General features: G+C 59.5%; 36 protein-coding genes. 21 read left to right on the forward strand and 15 right to left on the reverse strand.

The window, feature by feature from the left end:
* The 13 genes from EN780_RS03195 to EN780_RS03250 form a co-directional block, all read right to left on the reverse strand.
* Positions 1–207, reverse strand: a 207-nt coding sequence (locus tag EN780_RS03195; RefSeq protein WP_133372574.1) for a hypothetical protein, incomplete at its 3' end; no start/stop codon positions are given.
* The gene (locus tag EN780_RS03200; RefSeq protein ID WP_128272002.1) at positions 204–539 is read right to left on the reverse strand and encodes a hypothetical protein; all 336 of its coding nucleotides are present in this window, start codon (positions 537–539) and stop codon (positions 204–206) included. The genes EN780_RS03200 and EN780_RS03195, both read right to left, overlap by 4 nt.
* Positions 536–1,192 (reverse strand): GIY-YIG nuclease family protein, encoded by a 657-nt coding sequence (locus tag EN780_RS03205; RefSeq protein ID WP_128272004.1) that lies wholly within the window; start codon positions 1,190–1,192, stop codon positions 536–538. The genes EN780_RS03200 and EN780_RS03205 overlap by 4 nt, the downstream gene beginning before the upstream one ends.
* A complete protein-coding gene (locus EN780_RS03210; RefSeq protein WP_128272006.1) occupies positions 1,189–3,225 on the reverse strand; it encodes a DNA polymerase domain-containing protein in 2,037 nt (678 codons plus the stop codon). The genes EN780_RS03205 and EN780_RS03210 overlap by 4 nt, the downstream gene beginning before the upstream one ends.
* The gene (locus EN780_RS03215) at positions 3,222–3,542 is read right to left on the reverse strand and encodes a hypothetical protein (protein WP_128272007.1); all 321 of its coding nucleotides are present in this window, start codon (positions 3,540–3,542) and stop codon (positions 3,222–3,224) included. The genes EN780_RS03210 and EN780_RS03215 overlap by 4 nt, the downstream gene beginning before the upstream one ends.
* Before the next feature lie 5 nt (positions 3,543–3,547).
* A complete protein-coding gene (locus tag EN780_RS03220) occupies positions 3,548–4,150 on the reverse strand; it encodes a 3'-5' exonuclease (protein ID WP_128272009.1) in 603 nt (200 codons plus the stop codon).
* A 58-nt stretch (positions 4,151–4,208) separates the two neighbouring features.
* Positions 4,209–4,919 (reverse strand): ssDNA-binding protein, encoded by a 711-nt coding sequence (locus tag EN780_RS03225; protein ID WP_189556349.1) that lies wholly within the window; start codon positions 4,917–4,919, stop codon positions 4,209–4,211.
* Between the two features lie 55 nt (positions 4,920–4,974).
* Complete coding sequence (locus EN780_RS03230) at positions 4,975–6,180, reverse strand: DUF2800 domain-containing protein (RefSeq protein WP_128272013.1); 1,206 nt, start codon at positions 6,178–6,180, stop codon at positions 4,975–4,977.
* Positions 6,177–6,725 carry a hypothetical protein gene (locus EN780_RS03235; protein ID WP_128272015.1) on the reverse strand — a complete coding sequence of 183 codons (549 nt, stop codon included), beginning with the start codon at positions 6,723–6,725 and terminating at the stop codon, positions 6,177–6,179. Before EN780_RS03235 ends, EN780_RS03230 begins: the two co-directional genes overlap by 4 nt.
* Complete coding sequence (locus tag EN780_RS38660; RefSeq protein WP_189556351.1) at positions 6,722–6,868, reverse strand: hypothetical protein; 147 nt, start codon at positions 6,866–6,868, stop codon at positions 6,722–6,724. The genes EN780_RS03235 and EN780_RS38660 overlap by 4 nt, the downstream gene beginning before the upstream one ends.
* Entirely contained in the window at positions 6,865–7,077 is a 213-nt protein-coding gene (locus tag EN780_RS03240) for a hypothetical protein (protein ID WP_128272017.1), read from the reverse strand. The genes EN780_RS38660 and EN780_RS03240 overlap by 4 nt, the downstream gene beginning before the upstream one ends.
* A complete protein-coding gene (locus EN780_RS03245) occupies positions 7,077–7,424 on the reverse strand; it encodes a hypothetical protein (RefSeq protein ID WP_128272020.1) in 348 nt (115 codons plus the stop codon). Before EN780_RS03245 ends, EN780_RS03240 begins: the two co-directional genes overlap by 1 nt.
* Before the next feature lie 158 nt (positions 7,425–7,582).
* On the reverse strand, positions 7,583–8,092 hold the full coding sequence (locus tag EN780_RS03250; protein WP_128272022.1) for a hypothetical protein: 510 nt from the start codon (positions 8,090–8,092) through the stop codon (positions 7,583–7,585).
* A gap of 164 nt (positions 8,093–8,256) precedes the next feature.
* Here EN780_RS03250 and EN780_RS03255 point away from each other — a divergent pair, with 164 nt between their 5' ends.
* Both EN780_RS03255 and EN780_RS03260 read left to right on the forward strand, forming a co-directional pair.
* A complete protein-coding gene (locus tag EN780_RS03255; RefSeq protein WP_128272024.1) occupies positions 8,257–8,571 on the forward strand; it encodes a hypothetical protein in 315 nt (104 codons plus the stop codon).
* Positions 8,572–8,587: 16 nt separating this feature from the next.
* Entirely contained in the window at positions 8,588–11,104 is a 2,517-nt protein-coding gene (locus EN780_RS03260) for a VapE domain-containing protein (protein ID WP_128272026.1), read from the forward strand.
* Positions 11,105–11,538: 434 nt separating this feature from the next.
* On the opposite strand, the gene EN780_RS03265 is transcribed toward EN780_RS03260, so the two are convergent.
* Complete coding sequence (locus EN780_RS03265) at positions 11,539–11,838, reverse strand: hypothetical protein (protein WP_128272028.1); 300 nt, start codon at positions 11,836–11,838, stop codon at positions 11,539–11,541.
* 160 nt (positions 11,839–11,998) lie between these two features.
* On the opposite strand from EN780_RS03265, the gene EN780_RS03270 reads away from it, so the two are divergent.
* The 13 genes from EN780_RS03270 to EN780_RS03330 all read left to right on the forward strand — a co-directional run bounded on the left by EN780_RS03270 (position 11,999) and on the right by EN780_RS03330 (position 17,237).
* Complete coding sequence (locus EN780_RS03270) at positions 11,999–12,229, forward strand: hypothetical protein (protein WP_128272030.1); 231 nt, start codon at positions 11,999–12,001, stop codon at positions 12,227–12,229.
* A gap of 66 nt (positions 12,230–12,295) precedes the next feature.
* Positions 12,296–12,508 carry a hypothetical protein gene (locus EN780_RS03275; protein WP_128272032.1) on the forward strand — a complete coding sequence of 71 codons (213 nt, stop codon included), beginning with the start codon at positions 12,296–12,298 and terminating at the stop codon, positions 12,506–12,508.
* A gap of 22 nt (positions 12,509–12,530) precedes the next feature.
* Positions 12,531–12,752, forward strand: a complete 222-nt coding sequence (locus EN780_RS03280) for a hypothetical protein (RefSeq protein WP_128272034.1) — start codon at positions 12,531–12,533, stop codon at positions 12,750–12,752.
* An 11-nt stretch (positions 12,753–12,763) separates the two neighbouring features.
* Positions 12,764–13,054, forward strand: coding sequence for a hypothetical protein (locus EN780_RS03285; RefSeq protein ID WP_128272036.1), 291 nt, complete (start codon positions 12,764–12,766; stop codon positions 13,052–13,054).
* Between the two features lie 21 nt (positions 13,055–13,075).
* Complete coding sequence (locus EN780_RS03290) at positions 13,076–13,348, forward strand: hypothetical protein (protein WP_128272038.1); 273 nt, start codon at positions 13,076–13,078, stop codon at positions 13,346–13,348.
* Between the two features lie 28 nt (positions 13,349–13,376).
* Positions 13,377–13,625: a hypothetical protein gene (locus tag EN780_RS03295; RefSeq protein WP_128272040.1), complete on the forward strand. Its 249-nt coding sequence runs from the start codon at positions 13,377–13,379 to the stop codon at positions 13,623–13,625.
* A 13-nt stretch (positions 13,626–13,638) separates the two neighbouring features.
* Positions 13,639–13,851 carry a hypothetical protein gene (locus EN780_RS03300; RefSeq protein ID WP_128272042.1) on the forward strand — a complete coding sequence of 71 codons (213 nt, stop codon included), beginning with the start codon at positions 13,639–13,641 and terminating at the stop codon, positions 13,849–13,851.
* A 3-nt stretch (positions 13,852–13,854) separates the two neighbouring features.
* The gene (locus tag EN780_RS03305; protein WP_128272044.1) at positions 13,855–14,112 is read left to right on the forward strand and encodes a hypothetical protein; all 258 of its coding nucleotides are present in this window, start codon (positions 13,855–13,857) and stop codon (positions 14,110–14,112) included.
* 23 nt (positions 14,113–14,135) lie between these two features.
* On the forward strand, positions 14,136–14,606 hold the full coding sequence (locus tag EN780_RS03310; protein ID WP_128272046.1) for a hypothetical protein: 471 nt from the start codon (positions 14,136–14,138) through the stop codon (positions 14,604–14,606).
* Between the two features lie 195 nt (positions 14,607–14,801).
* Positions 14,802–15,293 carry a hypothetical protein gene (locus EN780_RS03315; protein ID WP_128272048.1) on the forward strand — a complete coding sequence of 164 codons (492 nt, stop codon included), beginning with the start codon at positions 14,802–14,804 and terminating at the stop codon, positions 15,291–15,293.
* A 46-nt stretch (positions 15,294–15,339) separates the two neighbouring features.
* Positions 15,340–15,750 (forward strand): hypothetical protein, encoded by a 411-nt coding sequence (locus tag EN780_RS03320; protein ID WP_128272050.1) that lies wholly within the window; start codon positions 15,340–15,342, stop codon positions 15,748–15,750.
* A gap of 12 nt (positions 15,751–15,762) precedes the next feature.
* Entirely contained in the window at positions 15,763–16,083 is a 321-nt protein-coding gene (locus tag EN780_RS03325) for a hypothetical protein (RefSeq protein ID WP_128272052.1), read from the forward strand.
* Complete coding sequence (locus EN780_RS03330; protein WP_128272054.1) at positions 16,080–17,237, forward strand: helicase HerA-like domain-containing protein; 1,158 nt, start codon at positions 16,080–16,082, stop codon at positions 17,235–17,237. Before EN780_RS03325 ends, EN780_RS03330 begins: the two co-directional genes overlap by 4 nt.
* Before the next feature lie 46 nt (positions 17,238–17,283).
* Here the strand turns inward: EN780_RS03330 and EN780_RS03335 are convergent, their stop codons facing one another.
* On the reverse strand, positions 17,284–17,610 hold the full coding sequence (locus EN780_RS03335) for a hypothetical protein (protein WP_128272056.1): 327 nt from the start codon (positions 17,608–17,610) through the stop codon (positions 17,284–17,286).
* Between the two features lie 393 nt (positions 17,611–18,003).
* Between EN780_RS03335 and EN780_RS03340 the strand changes: the two genes are divergently transcribed.
* The 6 genes from EN780_RS03340 (at position 18,004) to EN780_RS03365 (ending at position 20,262) form a co-directional block, all read left to right on the forward strand.
* Entirely contained in the window at positions 18,004–18,183 is a 180-nt protein-coding gene (locus tag EN780_RS03340) for a hypothetical protein (RefSeq protein WP_128272058.1), read from the forward strand.
* The gene (locus tag EN780_RS03345; RefSeq protein WP_128272060.1) at positions 18,180–18,368 is read left to right on the forward strand and encodes a hypothetical protein; all 189 of its coding nucleotides are present in this window, start codon (positions 18,180–18,182) and stop codon (positions 18,366–18,368) included. The genes EN780_RS03340 and EN780_RS03345 overlap by 4 nt, the downstream gene beginning before the upstream one ends.
* Position 18,369: 1 nt before the next feature.
* Complete coding sequence (locus EN780_RS03350; RefSeq protein WP_128272062.1) at positions 18,370–18,600, forward strand: hypothetical protein; 231 nt, start codon at positions 18,370–18,372, stop codon at positions 18,598–18,600.
* A gap of 19 nt (positions 18,601–18,619) precedes the next feature.
* Positions 18,620–18,925 (forward strand): hypothetical protein, encoded by a 306-nt coding sequence (locus EN780_RS03355; protein WP_128272064.1) that lies wholly within the window; start codon positions 18,620–18,622, stop codon positions 18,923–18,925.
* A 117-nt stretch (positions 18,926–19,042) separates the two neighbouring features.
* Positions 19,043–19,945 carry a hypothetical protein gene (locus EN780_RS03360; protein ID WP_128272066.1) on the forward strand — a complete coding sequence of 301 codons (903 nt, stop codon included), beginning with the start codon at positions 19,043–19,045 and terminating at the stop codon, positions 19,943–19,945.
* On the forward strand, positions 19,942–20,262 hold the full coding sequence (locus EN780_RS03365; RefSeq protein ID WP_128272068.1) for a hypothetical protein: 321 nt from the start codon (positions 19,942–19,944) through the stop codon (positions 20,260–20,262). Before EN780_RS03360 ends, EN780_RS03365 begins: the two co-directional genes overlap by 4 nt.

Consider the following 20,262-nt stretch of genomic DNA (forward strand, 5'->3'; position numbering starts at 1 on the left):
ATCGAGCGTGGCGGCGGTCTTGCCCGAGCCCATCGCTGAGATGATGAGCTTTGCCGGGCAATCCTTGATGATGTCGGAAATCAGCCGCTGCGTCCCGCGCATATCGGAGCGCGGTCGGATCGACGGGCCACCATTGTGGCCGATCGGCGGCGGCGGCGGCGCCGGCTCGTCGTCGAGCAGGTCCGACAGATCGAGATCGAAGCTCATACGAGCAGCATCTTGGTCTGCAGGAACGCAATCACGTCGGCAGCCGTGTAGAAGACATGCACCGTGACACCGACAGCGGCGTAGCGCTTGAATTCTTCAACCTGTCCCTTTGAAAGCTTGCCGTCGCGGGAGGGCGTCTTGCCGCGTTTCTTCATCTCGATCAGCAGCAGATGACCGTGGCCGGCGAACAGTCGATCCGGGCAGCTATGGCGCCCCTGATACTGCATCTTGCGCACCAGCCAGCCGTTGTTTTCGGCCCACGCGACGGCCTCCAGTTCTTCATTGGCTTCGAGCGTGCGTTGGGTGAAATCGAAGTCGTCGGGCACCCTCATGGGGCGGTCATCCAAATCGTCATTGCCTTGCTCCGCGCACGTCGCTGCTTGGCAGCGATCGACATCTTTGCGATTGCGTCAGGGGAATGGCGCTTTCCCCGGTTTCCAGCGGACAAGCGCGCAGCCGTCGCCAGCTTGCCCCTGGTTTCAGGCGACGGTGGACGCCGCTTCGAATTCGCTTTCCCTAAATTGGCTCGATGCTCAGCAGAGCGCTTCTTCCCCCGGTGTCCCGCAGATATTTTCGCGCGGGTTGCGGGGGACGACATTGCCGCCAGGTGCTTATCGCGAGCTTCTTGTGACGGCGGTTCTCTGAGCAGGTGCGACAAGGACATTCTCGCTCGCGATTCCTCGTGAACGATCATGCCGCTAGAACTGTCTCTCCGAAGATTGTAGCCAAAGCGGCGGTCGCAGGTCTTGTATATGTCCATCGCCGCCAGTTCGCGCTCGGCTAACGCATGTTCATCTACAACTTCGAACTGCTCCAAAATTTCGACTCGGAAGGACGCCAAGCCATACTTTTTAAATGCGTTATGGAGATGCCGATTAGTCTGGCCCTTGCGATGTTGATCCCATCGCCGTTCGATATCTATTGATTTGCCGATATAGCGCTTGCCGTCGACCAGGTTGAGTATTGAATAAATCCCGATTGTCATGCAGCGAGCGCCCACATCGCATAGAAGGTGAGCCGATTAGCCTTCGTCAGGCGAAGGGGCTTGCGCGGCTCGATTTTTGGACCATAGAAACCAAGGTCAACGAGGATCGTTTCGGCCTCGGCGATGTAGCGGCCATAGTCGATGTCGGCGGGGAACTCGTCGCGCAGCCTCATGCACTCAATGGCGCCATCAGTCTTGGGCACCTTGGCGAAGTTGCCCGTCGACTCGTGCGGCTTGGCCTTGAAGATGGGCTCGCCATCGAGACCCCAATAGTATCGCACGGTCTTGCCGAGATATTCGCCGCGCCAGGTCGCGCCGCCCTGCGCCTTGATCACCGTGACGAACTGCTTGATGTCGCGGCAGTTGCGGATCGTCACTTCCACGGGCGTGCCGTTCTTGATGCACATCAGCGCCGCGTCCGAACAGATCGTCGCCTGCGGATTCTTCATCAACTGACCGCGCACCGGATCGAAGTCGTCGGGGTGCTCGCTCCACGGGTTGCCGAGCGGGCCTTTGCGCTTGTGGCCACCGTCCTGTTTGATCGCGAAGTAGGAATTGACCGACTGGTTGTAGATCGCCTGGTACTGGCCGAATTCCAGATCGAGCGTGGTGTCGCGCTCCCACTGATCGCAGATGTCGGCAAGCAGGGACGGCTTCAAACGGTCGCCGTCGAGCCCCGCATAATGCTCGCGCGGGCAATGGAACATGACGCCATCGGTGTTGCCGCTGACGACTTTGATGCCAGCCTTCTCTGCGCGCTCGATGAGCATGAGCAGCGTTAACTGGCCCGTCAGCGTCACCGAGATCAGCAGATGCGGCGCGTAGAGCACGCTATGCCGGCTGCCGAGCTTCCCGTACACGCCATTGAGCGCAATCTTGAAGCCCTTGTCCTTGACCTTGCAGCTTTCCAGTTCGGCTTCGAGCGCTTTTTTCCGGTCGGGATCGTTGACCTTTTTCAGTTCATCCTTGATTTCCTTGGACCGCTTCTTCGCCTTCAGGCGTTCGGCCTTGATCTCGCGATAGACTTCCAGGAAGTGGGCGCCGAGAGCCTTCGGGTAGAGGCCAAGCAGCAGAATGATTGCCGGGTACTGCGAGGCCACGTCGGCGTCGACCAGAACATGCGTGTCGGTCGTTTGCAGGCAGCGGTTTGCTTCCGTCGAGTGGAGCCCGCCAATGCCCATCTGGTAGATCGTGTCGCCGAGGGTGACTGACGTTTCCGCCAGCCACTTCGGCATGTCGACCTTGCCCTCGTCGGTGATCATGAAGTCGGTGTCGCGGAGCCGATCGACGATCGCCTGCAACTCGGGCGTCTCGAACTTCATGAAGTCGGGGATCGGATAGCGGAACGTCGTGCCGGCCTTGATCGACGCCTTTTCCGGCCGGCTGCCGCTCAACTGCTCGACACGCGTCTTGACGATCATCTCGCCGATCTGCGCGTCCGACTTCGACATGAAGTTCTTGCCGTAGTGCGGCCCGAGCGCGCGGCGCAGTTCGAGCGGTTCGGCCAGGGCGTTCCAGAGATTGTGCGTAGCGTCGAGATCGGAATGCAGGCAGTAATTGGCGACGATATCCATCTGCTCGTCGCTGAGCCGCATGTCAGGGTCGAATGGCAGGTCTTGCAACTGTTTGCCGTGCATCCGCCCGTTGAGCGTCTTGAGGCTGGCAATCGCGTTCGGCTGCGGCTCGATCAGGTCGATGTGGCGCTGCTTTAGTTCGAACGGAATGCGGATGCCGAGAAGGTCTTCAACCTCCCACCACGGCACCCTGCCCCGGATGATCCGATCGGACGCGGCCTTCAACTTCGCAGGCGTCACTTCTTCGTCGAGCGAATACCAGATCATCGGCAAGTCGTAGGGGAGGCTGTTGAAGCCAATGGACGTGTTGCGCATGAGTACGCTGCGCACATATGCGCGGTCGTAGACAGGCTGGCGCCGGCTGTATTCTACGCCGACGCGCTTGCCGTCTTCTTCGCGTTTGAAGCCGATGTAGAAGAAGTCGTGATAGCATTCGATGTCGGTGAAGATGTTGCTCAAACCAGCAAGTCCTCATCGGTCGAAATGACTCCAGCGTCGGTCAGAATTTGAAGGCTTCTGACATCGATCTCGGGCTCAACTACCTCCCACTCGTAGTCCTTGCGCGTCGGTCCCCATCCCCGGCCGTAGTTTAGGATGTCGATCAGGTCTTCCGTTTTCAGGATGCCGGCCTCGGCAAGCCGCTCGATCATCAGTCGCACGGCAAAGACATGCGCCATGCCAACTGTGTCGCCCACGGCGTTGAACAGCGCCTCCTTGAGCGGCATTCCAGGCGAGTTGGAGTAGTCGTCCAGGGGTTTTTGGCGGTACTTTTGCATGACACTCACGCGAGTAGGTCTTCGAGTGACTCGGTGACAGCGGCTGGCTTCGGCGGCTCAGCCACCGGCTTCCCGCGCAGTGCCTGCCAATAGAACGAGACCCACTTGGCCTGGTGGGTGGCGTCGTCGAGCGCCGTGTGTGCGGTGCCTTCGAGCGTGCCTGTATACGGGGGAAGTTTGGCGGCCAGTTCCTTGACCGTGCGGCAGTCGCGCACGTTCCAGAACTCCCAGGGCGCCGGCTTGTCGAGAATGCGCCCGAATGCATATTCGAGAATGGTGATGTCGAACGACGAGCCGTTGCCCCACGGCTTGATGCCCGTCCCGTGCTTGCGGCAGAACTCGTGGAACTTCTCGAAAACCAGTTGAGCCGGATGCCGACCGCGAACCACCTTTTGCCGCGCTGCATCGCCCTGCCCTAGCCACCATTTCAGCGTCGAGCCCGAAACGCGGCCGTAGCGCACTGCGTCTTCCACGTCGATGGCCGCGTCAAAGGTCTCGCCGAGAGCGCCCGTATCAGGATCGAAGTAGATGGCGCCGATCGCAACAACGGGTGCATTCGGAGCGGTGCCCATGGTTTCCAAATCGATCATGCAGTGCGTGAAATTCATGTGATTTTCCCGTTAAACGTGAAAAATGGGGCGGCCGAAACCGCCCCAATCAGGCTGATCAGAAGTCGAAATCGTCGGTCTTCTTGTCGGCCGGCTTGCTCGACGGGCCGGAGTCGAAACCATTGTCTTCGAGGTCGTCGAAGTCGTCGGCATCGACGTAGACACCGCCGCCCATGCGCTCGCCTTCCTCGTGAGAACGGATAGCTTCGCCCGAGCAGAAAATGCCGTTGGAGCCCTTCTCCGTGCCGAAGAACGACACGATCACGTCGGCGGTCACACCACCGTAAAAGATGTCGAGGATTTCGTTCTCGGAGAAGACCATGTTGCGCTCGATCTGCTCGCCAGTCGCCTGGTCGCGGAGAACCCGCTTGCGGCGATCGAGAAGCTTCGGGCGCTTCTGGCCACCGGACGGACCCGACGCCGAGAAGGCATAGTTGCCCTCATAGCCGGCGTAGATTTTGCCGTCCCGCTTGTTCTTGAACCGCTCGCCCTTTTTGAAGCAGAGGCGCTTCGGATTATCCTCCTGAATGGTCTTGTAGGCGTCAGGATTCTTCCATGCGACTTCGCCGGCCCGCTTGATGGCCGACATCACCTTGTCGAAGTTGGCCTGGTAGTGCGGCGAACTCTTTTCCAGGATGACGTTGAAGCTATGCTTCGGTTCGCCGTCCTCTGCGGTCTTCTTCTTGTCCTTCAGCGAGTCGGTGAAGGAGAGACGCACCCCCTTAAGCTGGACGGTGCGGCCATCGTTTGATTTATCGTCGAATGCCATTTGCTCGGTTTCCTGTTTTCGGTTGTCAGTAGTCAGTAGTCGGTTGCAGCGGTTGTCAGTCGAGATCGTCAAACGCATCCTCGATCGGCCCAAGGGCCGGTCTTAGATGGTCAGCCGGCACCAACTTGGGCTTGCCCTGTGGTCGATCCACCAGCTTCAGCAGTTTCTCCCATGTCTCCGGGTGTCCCTGCTTTTTCCTGCCTGGCTTGACGAGCTTTTCAATCTCGCCAATGCCGATGAGTTGTCGCGGTTTGTAAGCCTTCTCGCCAAGCGCATCGACGAGCAGCCCTTCGGCCTTCTTCCCGTCGCGGAAGTAGCGGTCGCCCAGGTCGCCGGCCACGGCCTTCGAGCCCGGATCGGGCGTGCCATTGATCGCGGCAGTTAGGCTTTCCTCGTGCTGCTTGGCGAGCCAAGCACGGATGTCGGGCGCGTGCTTTACGATGTGCCAACGGCGCTCGGGCGTGATCTCAATTCCGTCGACATCTTTGCCGGTCAGCAGACGAACTAGCAGTTCGACGAACATTTCGAGCAGCCACTTGTTGCGCGCCGCGCAGCCGCCGACCAAATCCTTAACCGGGCACCAGCGGCAGCCCTTATGGCTCGGCTTGAACTCGACATCGCCGCTCTCGATCTTGGCGTAGACGGCTTTCATTTCCTCGCCGAAGGCGAGCAGTTCGTCGAGCGTGATTTCCCAAAATTTCATGCCGCCAGCGCGCGGCTGGTCGATGTTGAGAACGATCTTGTCGACCTGCGGGCGGCCGAGAAATTCCCAAATTCCGAGCGCATAGATGCGCAACTGCTTGGTGCCCACGGCGTCCACGGGCACGCCCATTCCGTATTTCAAGTCGCTGATGTACAGCGTGGTCGTCGACAGAAGATGGCTCAGCCAGCCGGTGTCGCAGGTGCCGAACTGCCCTGGCAGCCATGAAGACACGTCAACGCGAATCTCGACGTGCGGCTGCCCGGTGTGCTGGCGCACCCAATCAATGCCCGGCTGCAGATGCCCGGCCATCTCGTCGTCAACGGTGTAGGTGAAACCATCTGCGCTGATGACGGCGCCGACGAAGTGGTGCGGATCGAGCCCGTACTTCAAGCACATCTCGCGCACTTCATGCGCCACGGTGCCCTCGGCAGACCATTCGGAAGACTCGCGGTCGCCGATCTCGCCTTCCAGGTGCAGCTTGTCGATCAGAGCCACCGACGCAGTGCAGGTGCTCCAACGGTCGCAGCCGGAAGGCGAGAGACGGGCATGTTCAGTCATGCGAAAACGTCCCTCACGATCTCCCACAGGTCGGCTTCCCCCATGGCCTGGTGCCGCACGAAGTCGTTGTCGGGATTCTTGCCGATCGAGCAGAAGACGCGCGGCGTTATCGGCCGAACATCGCCCTTGAGCATCAGCGTCGCCGTAGGTTGGTTGACGAACGTTTCGTGGACCATTCCTGCGGGCAGCCTGTAGCTCTCGCCGGCCGCGTAGACATGGGCGTGATATGGTCTGACGCGCAACGGCTCGCCGAACGGAACGAGAATCGTGTCCTCTCCCTCCCGCGCCATGGGCGTGTAAACGTCATGGGTGGCAGGTAGAGCGGGGTAGACAGTATAGGTCGCGTTGACCATCGCGCCGCGCAGCACGAAGCTGTAGAAGTCGAAGCGGTGATCGTGAAGCTGCGTCGCCACGTTCTGGCGCGGGATCGCGGGATGGCCCCAAACATTGACCCGCTTGTTGTCAGGCAGGTCAATCTGAATGAAGCCGTTTCCGTGGACTCGGATGCCCGAGCCCTGCTTCCTGATCTCGTCGAAGGTGATCATTGAAACCACGCTGTTGCACCGATGATGCCGAGGGCGATCAGGCAGAGCGCCACCGGGATTGCGGTGTCCAACCAGGCCCACGGATCGGGAATGTGATCCGAGCCGACCGTTGGCTTGTAGTAGCGGACGCGGTGACGGTTCACGGCCGGTTCTCCATGTCACCTTCGGCCGTGAACGGGCCGTAATAGGAAACGGTTGGATCGCCGAACTTCCGTTTGGTCGACTTGTCGAACATTCCGGCCGGCGTCATGAAGGCGTTCGGCGTTTCGAGCAGCACCTTGGAAGCGATGCGCTCCCCGGTGCCGTCGACAAGCACGTGCCGATATTTCGGGGTCAGATCGGGAGCCAGCATCAGCGTGCCAGGCAGCCGAATTGGAACTTGAGCGCGTCGAAAGGAATGGCGCTGCGCTCGGACATCTTCTCGCACGCCTCCTTTTGGCGGCGAGCTTCCTTCACGATGCAGATGTCACGCCGCATCCGCTTGCGCTGACCGCGCGTCAGGCCGTCCGAATAGACGCGTGGCTGCTTGGCCGGCGTGCGGAAGCCCTTGCCGCCTGTCATCGCTGCCAGTGTGGCCTTGCGAGCCCGGAAGGCACCGCTGCCTTCGCCGAGAGGGTTGCCCAGGGTGTTGCCGATCTCGCGGTTCATGATCTTCGCGAAGACGGTCTTGCCGAAAAGGGATTTGCCGAAGAAGTTCACCGTTGTCTCTCCATGGTGTTCGAGGCACTTGGGAGGCGAGCAGGAGGCCGCAGGGAACAACCCGTTCCTGAGAGCTTGGGAGGCTCAGTTTCTCAGGCCTGCTCGCCGCCGAAGCGCCTCCCGGCGCGCTGCCGGGAGGAACTGCGGAACGGCTGAGATCAGAGATCGAGATCGTCGGACTTCTTGGCCGGCTCGGTGAGCGCGCCCTTCGCCTTCAGCTTGGCGATCTGGTCCTTGAACAGGTCGATGGCGTCTTCCTTGATGTGGTCGGCGGCGGTGGCCTTCTCGACATCCGGCTTCTTGATCTTCTCGTGGTTGAGCAGGTTCCTGATCTTCTCCTTGCGCGCCTCGCGTTCCTCGGGGCGGTCGATCTCGGTCAGGTAGCCGGCGATCAGTTCCTTGATGCCCTCGTAGGGGTTCGCGCGGTTCTCGGGGCTCGTCGAAATCTGCCCCTTGCCGGCATCCTCGCCGACCTTGTTCTCGGTTGCGGCCGTATCGGTCTTCTTGTCCTTGGCGCCCTTGCCGTTGTTGACGGCGGCGCTCACCTTGTCGATTGCGTCGTTGCGCAGGGCGAGAAGGTCCTTGGTGGCGGCGAGAAGATCGGCGTTGATGGCGGTATTGGCTTTCAGGGCTGCGGTGTGTTCCGCAAGGGCAGCTTCGAGGCTCATGGTGTCTCCGTGGGTTGAGCTTTAAATCACGCAAAACGTGAATGCATCATCGTTAAATCACGTTTGAAGGCACGTTTCAAGCCCGGTGTGCAATATTTTCACGTTTAACTTGATTTTACGAAGCCGTGAGGCTAAGGTCAGGCAAATCCAACCAAGGGGACACGATGGAACTCGACCCGCAGACCACCGCGAAGGAGCCGAACAAGTTTGGGCGCCCGAGCAAAAGCGATTACTCGATCAGCTACGACTCGCCGCTCTATAAGCTCCTGCTGAACAAGCTCCCGCCCAAGCTCATCAAGGGCGATCGGATCGACACGTTGGCCCTGAGCAAGGGCACGCAAAACGCCCGCTTCACCGTCTATCGCTGGTTCAAGGAACAGCGCCTGTCGCCGCGTGCGGTCAAGTCGCTCCTGGCGCTGTGCGAGAACGGCAAGGGGAAGCTCAAGAAGGTAGACCTGATCCCGTTCCTTGACCTCTGACCCTACGGGTTCGGTAATGCAAAATGCTCCCACGCTCAACGGCGTGCTCGATTCCGTCCGCTCTCTGATCGAGGCCGGCGCGTCTCTGCATTGGTTGGTGCCGTTCGAGAAGCGGCCGATCGAGGATCAATGGTCGAAAGCGCCGTTTCAGGACGAAGCAGCGCTCCGCAAATCCTATCGACGCAACGCCAACATCGGCATCCGGCTCGGTGAGCCGTCGAAGACCGAAGCCGGCTACCTGCATGTGCTCGACATCGACATTCGCAAGCCGGAACTCGCTGCCGAGGTATGGGCCGTTGTCGAGTCGCTGTATGCCGGCGCGCGCTCGCTGCCATCGGTGATCAGCGGATCGGGCGGCGAGAGCCGTCACCTGTATTTCCTTTCGGATCGGCCGCTGCGCAAGAAGACCTTCGCCCAATCCAAGAGCTTCGAGAAGATTTGGGACGACAAGAAGCAGCGCTACGTCGTCAAGCATGACTGGATGGTCGATCTGTTCGGCACTGGCGTCCAGGTCGTGCTGCCGCCCTCGATCCATCCCGACACCAAGCTTCCCTATCGTTGGGAACGGCCGCTCGATCTCGACATGATCGCCTTCGGCATCGGCCCGATCATCCCGGCCGACACGATCGACGGGTGGAACGTCCAAACCTCGGTCTCCGAGCCGGAAGACGAAGATGATCTGTTCGCGATCGTCCGCGCCGATCCGATGGACCTGACATCAGAGCAGATCACCGACGTTCTGAAACACATTCCCAACGACGGCGCGGGCGCGCACTACGACGAATATGTGCAGGTCGGCATGGCGCTGCATCACCAGTTCCGTGGCGCCAACGAAGGCTTCGAGCGCTGGTGCGAATGGGCGAAGCAATCCGAGAAATTCGACGCGAAGAACGCGGCGGTGCGCTGGCGCTCATTCAGCGAGAACAGCAAGAACCCTGTCCGCATGGCGTCGCTCATCCAGATCGCCAACACCAACAAGCTCAAGGCCGAGTTCGGCTTCGATGACGACGACGATGGCTTCGACCTGCCGGCCGTCGTTCCCGCCAAGTCGAGCAACGACCTGTCGGACCTGCTCGGCGACAGCAACGACCTTTCCGATTTGCTCGGCGGCGATCCCCAGCCCGCCGCGAAAGCGGAGCAAAAAGATGACGTTGATCCCGACTGGCTGAGCAAGCTGCACCGCAACGAGGAAGGCGAGATCAAGAGCACCCTGCCGAACATCGCCCTGATCGTCGACAACGATCCCCGCATACGCGGCATCGTCGCCTTCAACGAGTTTAAGCAGGAAGTCGTGCTCAAGGTCGCGCCGAGGCGCGTGAACAAGAAGCGCGACTCAGGGCACGAGCCCGCCAACCTGGCCGGCCGCCTGTGGGACTTGAAGGACGATCTGAACGGCGACAACTGGACCGACAGCCACGACATCGCCCTTCGCAACATCATCGAGAGCAAGACGCAGATGAAGGGCTACGGGATCAAGGTCACTGACCGCGATCTCAAGGGCGGCATCGACATGTCCGCGCAGAAGCGCAGCTTCCACCCGGTCAAGAAGCTCATCGAATCCACGACCTGGGACGGCAAGCCGCGCGTCGAGCGCCTGTTCATTGACTACCTCGGCTGCGACGACAACGACTACTATCGCCAGGCCTCGCTGATGACCTTCGTCGGCGCCGTGGCGCGCGTCTACCGGCCCGGCCACAAGTTCGACTTCGTGCCGATTCTCGAAGGCGCGCAGGGCAAGGGCAAATCCACCTTCATCGAGATCATCGGCCTGCAGTGGTACAACGAGCTTACGGGCGACATCAGCGACCCGAAGCAGATGATCGAGATCATGCAGGGCTCTTGGGTGCTGGAAATCGGCGAACTGTCGTCCATGGCTCGCGCCGAGGTAAACGATCTCAAGGCCTTCGTCAGCCGCACCGAGGACAAGGCCCGCCTCGCCTGGGAGAAGCGCGCCCGCGAGTTCCCGCGCCAGTGCATCTTCATCGGCTCGACCAACGATCGCGAGTACCTGCGCGACCAGACGGGCGGCCGGCGCTTCTGGCCCATCGTCTGCAAGCTGGAAGGGCAAATCGACAATCCCCGGCTGCGCCGGGAAATTATGCAGGTGTGGGCCGAGGCGCTGCACATCTTCCGCGACATGGAGAAGCGCTACCAGGGCGCCACGCTGCCCCTGTTCCTGACCGACAAGGCCGCCGATATGGCCGTCGTCATGCAGGAGAGCCGCCGCATCGAGACCGCTGAAGAAATTCTGGCAGGCAAGATCGGCGCCTGGCTCGACCAGCCGATCGGCACCGACGAGCGCTTTGACGACCTCGATATCGACGCCCCAAAGGCCTACCGCAACGAGACCTGCGTGCAGCAGATTTGGGAAGACATGCTCGGCCGCGACGGCACGGTGCCCCACTCCGAGTCCATCAAGATCGGCCGCGCCATGCTGGTGGTCGGCTGGCCGCGCACGGATGGGCCGGTCATGACTGCCGAAGTCAACAAAAAGTTCGGGAAATGCCGCGTCTACACGCGACCGAAAACTTGAATACAAGCGATCATCGAATAGGTTTGAACTGACCCGCTTCGGCGGGTTTTTTCATGCCCGATGCGCTGTATCCGATGATGCGCTGTATCGCATCTGCCCTTCGCGACGGAAATGCGATCAGTTCTATTTTCTGCCCCGATTCTCAGTCTCTCACTTAGCTCAGTCGGTTTCCATATAGTTTGCAGCGGGGGTACACGACCAGCTTGCCGGCCTTATGGCCTGCCTTCAGATCCCTTCTCTATATAAACTACTTACATTTTTGACTGAGAGACTGAGAGACTGAGAGGACCGTTGATTTTGTTACGTTTTTCGCGCTCAGTCTCCAAAAACCACACTGAGAGCAACTGAGAGGCCGTTTCTCTGCCGCAAATCAACCAGAACCCGGTTAACAGATAGGAATATAAGCCTCAGAAGTCGTTTCGCTGCCGAAATTTTCAAATCCCGCGTGAATCGCGCTCAGCGTCTCCCGCCGTCCAGCGACCCCTCGGGGAAGGACCCGGAGCCACCAACGCATTGAAATCATTCGCTTTTTCGTCGTCGAGGGCAAATGCGATACAGCGCAACGAGGCAATGATGATACATCGCAACGCATTGAAAGGATTACGGTTTCCGGCTTCGATCCATTCGATTTGACCTGCAGCCTGCCACGGCTGCCAGGTCGCCGGGCAGGCCGGCTTGTCCAAACGCCATTGATGCATGACGCGGGCAGCTAGGCGCACGGCATAGGCTGCCACGGGCTAGGCCTAGCGCTGCCAGGTCTGCGGCCGCATCGTCGAGGCCGGCCAAGGCAGGAAAGGAATCCCGCGCACGCGTGAGACCTGCCGCAAATAGGTGTTGACTCGGCGGCTAGTTTCACGTTTAGTGTGAAAGTCACTTAGCAACGGGAATACGCAAATGCGCGCTTTCATCGAAACGACTTTGGACCTCGCCCACGACCTTGGTGCCGGTTTGATTTTGCTTGGCCTGCTGATTTGGGCGGTTGTTTCGCCAATCGGTTTCGGCATGGCGGCTTTGTCCGCGATTATCTGGACGCTCGCAAATCTAGGCCTTGTCGTCATTCTGCTTTGCGCCGCACTGGCAGTGACGGCTGCAGTTGTTTGGGCGATTGAACGTCGCCGCGTCTAAAACCTGTTGACTCAGCAATTAGTTTCACGTTTAGTGTGAAAGTCACTTAGCAACGGGAATACGCAAATGGCCGCTTTGATCGCTTTCGCAACTGCCAATCCGCAGGCCGCAGTCAACATTATCTTGCTCGGCCTGATCGGGCTTTGCGGCTTGATCATGCTCGGCTGCTATGTGGCACATGTGACGGCAGCCGATAGGCGCCGCAACCGTAGCGACCGGCGCCGCGCAAAGCGTCGCGCTGCCAATCTGGCGGCTTTCCGTCGCCGCGTCGCAATCTAAGCAATCAACGGGATCAACCGCTATGGATATCACCAAACGCCTAGAAGCTCTTGCCGCCATGCCGCGCAATTGGCGTGTCACCACGCATTATGCAGACGGCGCGACGCATCACCATGATACGCATACGGCGCCGCAGGCCGAGAATTTCGCCATAGGTGAACGGCGCAAAATTGGCCGCGACCTTATCAGCCGTGAGACCGGCGAAACCGTGCGCGTTGTGAGCGTCACCATAGGCAAGATTTAAGGAGTCGGAAGATGACTATTCAGGAAAAAATCAAGCTCGCCCGCGCCTTCGGAAGCAAGATGCAAGAGGTACTTTCGACGCGGGAATTCCGCGCCATGTGCGACGCCAACAAGGCCGAGCCGGAAGACTCTGGCGTCTGCCACTCCCACGACTACGTTGACGCCAACATGACCATGCATGAGGCATTTCTGGAGACCTTCGGCCGCGAACCGGCATTTCTCAATGACTCGGAAGACACGGCCGATTTAGAGCTTTGGAATGATGCGTGGTCTATCGCCAAAGCGGCCGATTTCTTCGCCTAGATCGCAACGGGAGAGTCGGCCATGGTAGCCAAGCGACGCTATTTCGGCAGGCGTAAGGCCGACTATATCGCCGATTGCAACAAGCTGAGACGCGAAGTCAGTGAATTGCAGTCTCGGCTGAAATCGCAACACGGCAGCCGGGTTTCCGGCCGACTAGACGCGTTTAGATACGTCATTACCGAAATAGAGATGGCCGATACTCTGGACTCGTTGCTTGCCAGCATTCGGAACGTAGTCGACGAAACGGAAAGAGACCTGGCTCTTATCGAAGCCGAAATTCAAAGCGACATCTAACTTTCACGTTCAACGGGAGAATCACGCCATGAAGGAATTGCTTGCAGCTATGGTTGCCACGGGAGTCGGGACATTCGGCATTGCCGTTACAATGCAGCCGCTGCCCGAGCCGGCGCCGCAATTCGAAGTCCGAGTCGTGACCTATGACGGGCAGCTATTCATTGCCGGCAGCGGTAGCGATTGCGTCGCCGCGTGGCAGGGCGCCCGAGTGCCGGCCGGCTGGCAGTCAATCGAATGTGTCGACGCCACGGCGCCGCGCTTCGCCTTTCACTTTTAACGGGAGAATCACCATGGATCACGCACACGCCATTTCCCTTGTCACCATGGCGCGCCACGCTTGGTTGAACGGCTTTCCGATCACGGCGGATGTCTACATGAGGCAGGCCTTGCGGTGCGCAAACCGGTTGCGGGATGGCCGTTACAAGCGGCAGATTTTCGTCATCCGCAACAAGATGCGCCCGCGCGTCGCGGCAGCGCTCAGCCCGTCGCCGGTTGGAGTCTGAGCTATGGCGATCATGACGAAAGCGCAACACGCCAAGCATGAGAGATTGCGAGCCGCACGGGACAATGCTTGCAACGCGGTTTATGCGGCAGGTCCGAACCGGCAGACGGTTTTCAGCGAATGTCTAAAGCTTGCGGCAGACGCCACGCGGCTGGCTTGGCAGACGGCTTGCGCCGACCTGGACGCGTTCGAAAATCAAATGATCGCCGATTGCCGCGCCTATCGCGGTAGCCTCGGCATGTTTACCGCCTATTGGCGCTGAGATCACACAAGGAGTCTGAGACCATGACACACATTCCGCTTTCCGCCCGCGTCAAAGCTGCCGTCGCCAATGGGCGCTGCAGCGGCACGGTATGGGTACACGCAACGCGACGTTTCCGCGTGCGCCTGGAAATCGAGCCCGACACCGCTTACCAGTATGACGGGGACGACGAAAACGGGGAGACTCAGGCCGCGCTTGATAACGGCGAATTCGTCGCGTTCGACTCGGCCGTTATTGTCGAGTTGGACGGCCAAGAGATCGCTCGGGATACCCTTTGCGGTTCGGTTTACAGCGCCGACACATTCGCCGAGTTTTGGACGGCGCACCGCGACTCCGACCCTGGAAACCGCAATTGTTCGATCATGCGCGCGTCACTCGGCAGCAATGTTTCCATCTGCCACTATTTCCCCGACATGGTGCGGCTGGCTATCTCGGAGGCAAGGCAGCACGTCGCCCATATCCGCGTTCCGCCGAAACTTCGAAATGCCGCTTGACTCAGTTCTCACTTTCACGTTTAATGTGAAAGTCACGAGTTGACGTGACGGCAGTGCAGAAAAGGAGTCCAGTCATGAAATACGAATCCCCTTACCGTCGCGGCGACTTTGCCAACACGCCTCGCGGCCGAAACCGTCGCGACACGCGGCGGCAGGCAATCCAGGCGAAGCGCCACTGGCTGGAGTCCTGAGATCATGAGAACCCCTGATCAACTGGTTTCGGCTGAAGTTCATTATTGCGTGTCGTCGCTGGTTTCCACGCTGGCCGGTAGCGGTTTCCGCCCTGCCGTGCGGCCCGATCTCGCGGATTTGTGCGAGCAAGCTTCAGAACTTGCAGCGCCTATCGCCGATTTTGAGGAAGCGGCGCTGCAGGAAGGCTGGACCGAAACCGCTACGCCTGGCGCCTTCACTCATAAGGACGGAAGCGCCTTTTCGGTGGGCGAGAAAACCGGCACGAAGTGGCAAGAGCTTTGCGAGGCAAACGACATCGAACCCTATGACCGCGAAGTGTTCGAACACTGGATAGTGTCGGACTGGCTTGCGGAAAAGCTCGAAGCAAAAGGCGAAAAGGTCGACCGCGACTTTGGCGGCATGACGGTTTGGGCTCGCACAACAACCGGGCAGGGAATCGCCAGCGACTGGGTAATTGAGACCATTGCTGCCGAGATGAACGCTCAACACGGTTAACCGCTTTTCGGTTTACAAACTTTCACGTTTAACGGGAGAATCACCAATGGCTTATGTTGATGTGACGCGCCTTGTGGGCGACGTGGACCCCTTCGAGCTATCCCGCAGTATCGCAGAGGCCGGCAAAGATGCAGGCCCAACGTCATGGCGCAATGCGACCGCAGAGGCCGGCGCAAGGCCGTTGCTCACTGCTTCGGAACGAAATGAGGCCAAGCACTGGCTAAAGGGCTTTGGTGCGTGGGATGACGACGAAATTGCCGGATGGTCTGACGCGGAAATTGATGCGCTTGTCCTTCAATTCGCTGCGGGCGATTTGCGGGAAGTCCAAAGCCTCTGCCCTGGCGACGGCTTGGGCGATGTGAATTGGCAAGAGGCGGAGGCGTTGGCGGAGCACGGCACGGTTGGCGGCCGGCTCTATCCGCAAGGCGAAAGCCTCATGATCTACGTCGGCGACTAAGGGGAACCTGCCATGAAAGCTTATGTTTATCAGGCTGCATTGTATTGCCCGACTTGTGCCGAGCGAATTCGTGAACGCCTTTGCATTGAAGCCGGCGCCAGTGCTCAGTTGATGGAAACCGGCTGCGACTCGTATGCTTATCCGCAAGGCCCGTATGGTCAAGGCGGAGGCGAAGCGGATTGCCCGCAACATTGCGACGCGTGCAGCCGGTTTCTGGAAAACCCGTTGACATCTGACGGCTATGCGTATGCCCGCGAAAAGCTTGCCGAAGGTCGCGGCAACGCGGCCGTGCTAGAGGCCTGGCGCGCATTCTATGAATTGGAAGTCGCATGACGGCTTTACAGGTCGGCAGCGGCGCCGCGATCCCCTACCGCTATCTCACGCGGCATATGGGAATCTTCGGCGCCACGGGCTCGGGCAAGTCGACCACGCTTGGCGCCGTTGCCGAGCGGGCGCCTTGCCCGGTTTTGATTCTGGACGCGAAAGGCGATCTAGCGTCGCTCGGGCAGCATCTCATGCGGCCGGCAATGCGGATTGACACAATGGGCGCGGACCTAATCGCGCGGGCGCTCGATCTAAGCGACGCGCAAGCCGGCGCCCTGCAAATCGCCCTGGCATGGGCGGAAGACTCGAGCCGCGCCGTGGTGACGCTGGCCGACTTGCGCGACCTGTTGAACGATTCATTGCAGCACGATTTGGGCGGGCGCTATGGTCTGATTTCTCCCGTTTCCGTTGCCGCCGTCCAGCGTGCACTATTGCGCCTTGAACGTGGCGCGCCGTGGGCTTTCGACATGCCGCGCCACGATCCGCGCGACACGCAAGGGATTACCGTTTACGCGGCTGCCGAGCTAACGCGGCTGCCCGGCCTATATGGCGCATTCGTCGCCCATACCCTTGAAACGCTCTACAGCGGCTTAGGCGAAGTTGGCGACGTGGCAGCACCTGGCTTGATGGTGCTGATAGATGAGGCGCATCTAGCCTTTGACGGCGCCACGGCTGCCGTTGTGCGGCGGATCGAGCAAATAACGCGACTCATTCGATCGAAGGGAGTCGGCCTGATCTACGTCACGCAATCGCCTAGCGACCTGCCCTACATCGTCGCGGGGCAGCTTGCCACGCGGATTCAGCACGCGTTGCGCGCTTCCACGCCGCAGCATCATAAGGCGCTTAGAGCGGCTGCCGAGACCATGCCGGGCAATATCAGCGCGGCAAGCATTCTCGGGCTGGCAACTGGCCAAGCCATCGTTAGCGCGCCAGATGAGGCAGGAAAGCCGTTTCCAGGGCGAGTCGTTGCTATCCAGCGCGGCCGGCTGCCATTGCACGCGGTTGACCTGCCAACGCCCACGGCGCCACGGCAGCGCCCGAGAAGGCCCGCGCCGAGTCAAACGGCGCCGGCAGCGCCACGGCCGCGACCATGGTATTTCTGGCCGCTGCTTTGTTTCGTGGCGCTTTGGAGCGCCGTAGCGTTAGGCTATGTGCCGCACTAGATCGAAGCCCGGTTAGCAGCCGGGCTTTTCTTTTGCCCGTCGCGGCCTATCCCCTTATGCATTCATGTTTGATCGAATCGGCAAAGTTGCGGGCAGCTAGCGCACGGTCGCCGGCTGCCGCTATTGGCTCGGCATAGGCGCGGGAAACGATGCTTTCCGCGTCGCCGCTGGCCTGGCGCATTGCGACCGACTCGGCCGTTCCTAGCTGCCTGAGCGCCATTGCGGCGCTAGCGATGTCGGCAAGCCGGTTGCACCTGGCGAAATCGATATCATGCGGCGCCGTCGCTTGCGCGGCAGGTCTCGGGCTGACCATGGCATTGGCAACCGCGACGGCAGCCGCGCCTATTAGCAGGACTCCAATCAATCGCCGCATGACATCTCCCCTAAGCCGTTGAACCGGCTGAAGATATAGGCAACGCGGCCGGCCGCGCAAGTCGGGCAGCGCGGGCGCGGTTAATGGGACGTAATGTTATTACATCACGGCATAGGAATTCAGTCCTAGTCGCGATTCCTGGCGCGCAACGGGCCTCGATCCCGGCGACCTGGCGCGCAACGGGCCTCGATCGCGCCCTGGCTGCCAGCCGCCAGGCCCACCCGGAGAAATAGGCCCCAAAGAAATAGACCCGGATTCTAGATTCCCGTTTTTCACGTATGCTAAGACAGTCAGAGAAATTCACACCGAAGAAAATCACACGGGCTCGTTATTTTCACTTGACGGGTGAGAGATATTCACGTTAAAAGTGAAAACAGAACAGGAGACCAGATCGTGGCTTACAGTCGAACCGCCGAGAAACTGATGCTTGCCAAGCGGCTTCTGATGGAAGCCTACAAGGTTGCCGGCGAGGAAGGCCTGCCTGAGACGGTGCAACGCCAGATCGATGCCCTCGCAGGAAGGGCCGAGGGTCTTCAAAACAAGATTGAGCAGAGGGGGTCCAAGCCAAAATGAACGAGATGCTGAAACTTGCCAGGGCTGCCATCGCAGACGGCCGCGATCGGTCCAGCTTCGCTCAGGAAGCCGAGGCAGCATTCGACGAGGCCTCCCAGGAATGCAAGCACGATTGGGAACGCAGTTGGGGCTTTGGCGCTCCGATCATACGCTGCAAGGCGTGCGGCCATTGGGAATACGACTAGGATGCCCTTCAACTCCGACACCTACTACGCCAACAAGGCCGCTCGCATAGCCTACGAGTGGATTGCCAAGGCAAAGGATGTGAAGCGCCGTGCGGCGATCGGTGACGCTTATCCATGGGAGATCGAACGCATCCCGAGCATGGTGAAGGTTGCTCGCTCCGAGATGCGAAGTAGCCTGTTCTATCGAAAGCTGAACGACGAGAGAAAGGCGCGAAAGAGGAACCCGAAATGAGCATCAAGGTCGCGGGCTAATGGGCCAGTGGGGCAAACCAATCGTCTGCGAAGGCGTCACGTTCCTGCCGCATTACAACACCGGCAGCAATCCGTTCACGCCTATCGGGCCGGGCGCGAAGGTCGATGATGTGCAGGTGATGGACATCCGCTGCCCGAAGTGCGGCATCCCGATCGAGTTCGACCAGATCGAGTATGTGACACGCGACACCGACGATCCGCTGCCGCGCCGCGTCCACACGGGCGAAGTCATCGTCACGGTATCCTGCCACGGTGAGACCTGGCGCGTGTCACTGCTGTTCGATGTCGCGTCAAAACAGCCCTGATTTTTCTTGCTCGCACTTTCACGTTTAAATTGACAGTCACCATAAAACGTGTGAAGTAGAGGCATCAAAGTTGAGCACCAATAAGCGAGGCGGCATTGCCTCAGAAAGGACTGATGTATGACGCCTTATCAACCGAACCCGAAGCCGTTTTTTCTTGAATGTGATGTCGACGCCTACAACCGCGAAGGAACGCCAGTGACATCCATCCGCGAGTTCACCAATGAATTTGGACACAAGATTAAAATCTTCGCCAAGGAAATGGTCGACAACCACATCAAAATCATCATCGAAGGTCCAAACTCTATCTCGGAAAATATCGTGACGCCGAGGGAGTTCGATCAACTTCGTTCCGCTCTTTTTGATTACAATATTACGTCAAACCTCACCCGCGTCGATCTAATGGACAGTGATTACGCTCGCGATGTTATGAAGATCGAGCCAACCAAGGCCCCGATTCATTCACGACCCCTGACTAAGGACGAGGCACTTCTTCATCAAGAAGTCGTTGCGCTTCTCGCGCGGCTGCGCGGCCCTATCTTTGGTACACCAACCGCCGAACGAGCCGCAGACGTTATTGAAAAACTGCAGACCGCCCTGCGCACCCTCGCGGATCAAAAGCTGTCATCCGAGATGGATAGCCATGAATACATCAATGCCGCTTTCGAAGAAGCTTACGACAACCTCATCGAACTCGCCCGTGCTGTCTGCCCCGCTGGGCAGACGGACAGCGATTACGCTCGTGCCATTCCTCCGCTAGAGCTAAGCGAAATCCATATTCGCCTTCTCAAGCGCGGCAGCACGTCGAAGTGGATCGGCCTATCAGACAATGCCGGCATCCATCTCGGCGAGGTTTGCGCCTTGGGCGAGCTTGAGCGTGCAGGTTTTGTGTGCGTCACGAAAGACAAGTTGCCGCCCGGCCCGCCAAGCATGAAGCCATATGAAATCACCGAGGCTGGCCGGGCTGCCCTCACACTGTTCGATTCAGCACCGTGCCGCGAAAGCAGGGGGACTTATAAATGACACAGGTTGAAACGAACGCCTACTCGAACGCAGACGTGGCGAGAGCCACGGAATGGATCGCCGATAGGTTTCCTGACAGCAATGATGCGTCGAGCTTCTCGGCAGGCAATATGATTGCCGCCTATCGCGCTGGATTGGCGGCGGCGAAGGCGGGAGCATCAGTGCAGATCAGTCGCGAAGACGCCGAAGTCATCATCAACTTAATGGAAGGACTCGGTGATCCCGGTCTTTGGGAGGGTGAGGTGAGGGTGCTGGCGCGCCTTCGCAATGCGGGGAACTTCGGCAGGCCAGTTCCCAAGCACGGAAGCGGAGCGTGA

Origin of the sequence: Mesorhizobium sp. M4B.F.Ca.ET.089.01.1.1 (assembly GCF_004022605.1) — a bacterium.
Classification (GTDB): Bacteria; Pseudomonadota; Alphaproteobacteria; order Rhizobiales; family Rhizobiaceae; genus Mesorhizobium; species Mesorhizobium abyssinicae.

Coding starts and splice junctions, on each gene's coding strand:
- EN780_RS03200 (WP_128272002.1), bottom strand. CDS start 539: ATGAGGGTGCCCGACGACTTCGATTTCACCCAACGCACGCTCGAAGCC.
- EN780_RS03205 (WP_128272004.1), bottom strand. CDS start 1,192: ATGACAATCGGGATTTATTCAATACTCAACCTGGTCGACGGCAAGCGC.
- EN780_RS03215 (WP_128272007.1), bottom strand. CDS start 3,542: ATGCAAAAGTACCGCCAAAAACCCCTGGACGACTACTCCAACTCGCCT.
- EN780_RS03220 (WP_128272009.1), bottom strand. CDS start 4,150: ATGAATTTCACGCACTGCATGATCGATTTGGAAACCATGGGCACCGCT.
- EN780_RS03225 (WP_189556349.1), bottom strand. CDS start 4,919: ATGGCATTCGACGATAAATCAAACGATGGCCGCACCGTCCAGCTTAAG.
- EN780_RS03230 (WP_128272013.1), bottom strand. CDS start 6,180: ATGACTGAACATGCCCGTCTCTCGCCTTCCGGCTGCGACCGTTGGAGC.
- EN780_RS03235 (WP_128272015.1), bottom strand. CDS start 6,725: ATGATCACCTTCGACGAGATCAGGAAGCAGGGCTCGGGCATCCGAGTC.
- EN780_RS03240 (WP_128272017.1), bottom strand. CDS start 7,077: ATGCTGGCTCCCGATCTGACCCCGAAATATCGGCACGTGCTTGTCGAC.
- EN780_RS03250 (WP_128272022.1), bottom strand. CDS start 8,092: ATGAGCCTCGAAGCTGCCCTTGCGGAACACACCGCAGCCCTGAAAGCC.
- EN780_RS03255 (WP_128272024.1), top strand. CDS start 8,257: ATGGAACTCGACCCGCAGACCACCGCGAAGGAGCCGAACAAGTTTGGG.
- EN780_RS03260 (WP_128272026.1), top strand. CDS start 8,588: ATGCAAAATGCTCCCACGCTCAACGGCGTGCTCGATTCCGTCCGCTCT.
- EN780_RS03270 (WP_128272030.1), top strand. CDS start 11,999: ATGCGCGCTTTCATCGAAACGACTTTGGACCTCGCCCACGACCTTGGT.
- EN780_RS03275 (WP_128272032.1), top strand. CDS start 12,296: ATGGCCGCTTTGATCGCTTTCGCAACTGCCAATCCGCAGGCCGCAGTC.
- EN780_RS03280 (WP_128272034.1), top strand. CDS start 12,531: ATGGATATCACCAAACGCCTAGAAGCTCTTGCCGCCATGCCGCGCAAT.
- EN780_RS03285 (WP_128272036.1), top strand. CDS start 12,764: ATGACTATTCAGGAAAAAATCAAGCTCGCCCGCGCCTTCGGAAGCAAG.
- EN780_RS03290 (WP_128272038.1), top strand. CDS start 13,076: ATGGTAGCCAAGCGACGCTATTTCGGCAGGCGTAAGGCCGACTATATC.
- EN780_RS03295 (WP_128272040.1), top strand. CDS start 13,377: ATGAAGGAATTGCTTGCAGCTATGGTTGCCACGGGAGTCGGGACATTC.
- EN780_RS03300 (WP_128272042.1), top strand. CDS start 13,639: ATGGATCACGCACACGCCATTTCCCTTGTCACCATGGCGCGCCACGCT.
- EN780_RS03305 (WP_128272044.1), top strand. CDS start 13,855: ATGGCGATCATGACGAAAGCGCAACACGCCAAGCATGAGAGATTGCGA.
- EN780_RS03310 (WP_128272046.1), top strand. CDS start 14,136: ATGACACACATTCCGCTTTCCGCCCGCGTCAAAGCTGCCGTCGCCAAT.
- EN780_RS03315 (WP_128272048.1), top strand. CDS start 14,802: ATGAGAACCCCTGATCAACTGGTTTCGGCTGAAGTTCATTATTGCGTG.
- EN780_RS03320 (WP_128272050.1), top strand. CDS start 15,340: ATGGCTTATGTTGATGTGACGCGCCTTGTGGGCGACGTGGACCCCTTC.
- EN780_RS03325 (WP_128272052.1), top strand. CDS start 15,763: ATGAAAGCTTATGTTTATCAGGCTGCATTGTATTGCCCGACTTGTGCC.
- EN780_RS03330 (WP_128272054.1), top strand. CDS start 16,080: ATGACGGCTTTACAGGTCGGCAGCGGCGCCGCGATCCCCTACCGCTAT.
- EN780_RS03335 (WP_128272056.1), bottom strand. CDS start 17,610: ATGCGGCGATTGATTGGAGTCCTGCTAATAGGCGCGGCTGCCGTCGCG.
- EN780_RS03345 (WP_128272060.1), top strand. CDS start 18,180: ATGAACGAGATGCTGAAACTTGCCAGGGCTGCCATCGCAGACGGCCGC.
- EN780_RS03350 (WP_128272062.1), top strand. CDS start 18,370: ATGCCCTTCAACTCCGACACCTACTACGCCAACAAGGCCGCTCGCATA.
- EN780_RS03355 (WP_128272064.1), top strand. CDS start 18,620: ATGGGCCAGTGGGGCAAACCAATCGTCTGCGAAGGCGTCACGTTCCTG.
- EN780_RS03360 (WP_128272066.1), top strand. CDS start 19,043: ATGACGCCTTATCAACCGAACCCGAAGCCGTTTTTTCTTGAATGTGAT.
- EN780_RS03365 (WP_128272068.1), top strand. CDS start 19,942: ATGACACAGGTTGAAACGAACGCCTACTCGAACGCAGACGTGGCGAGA.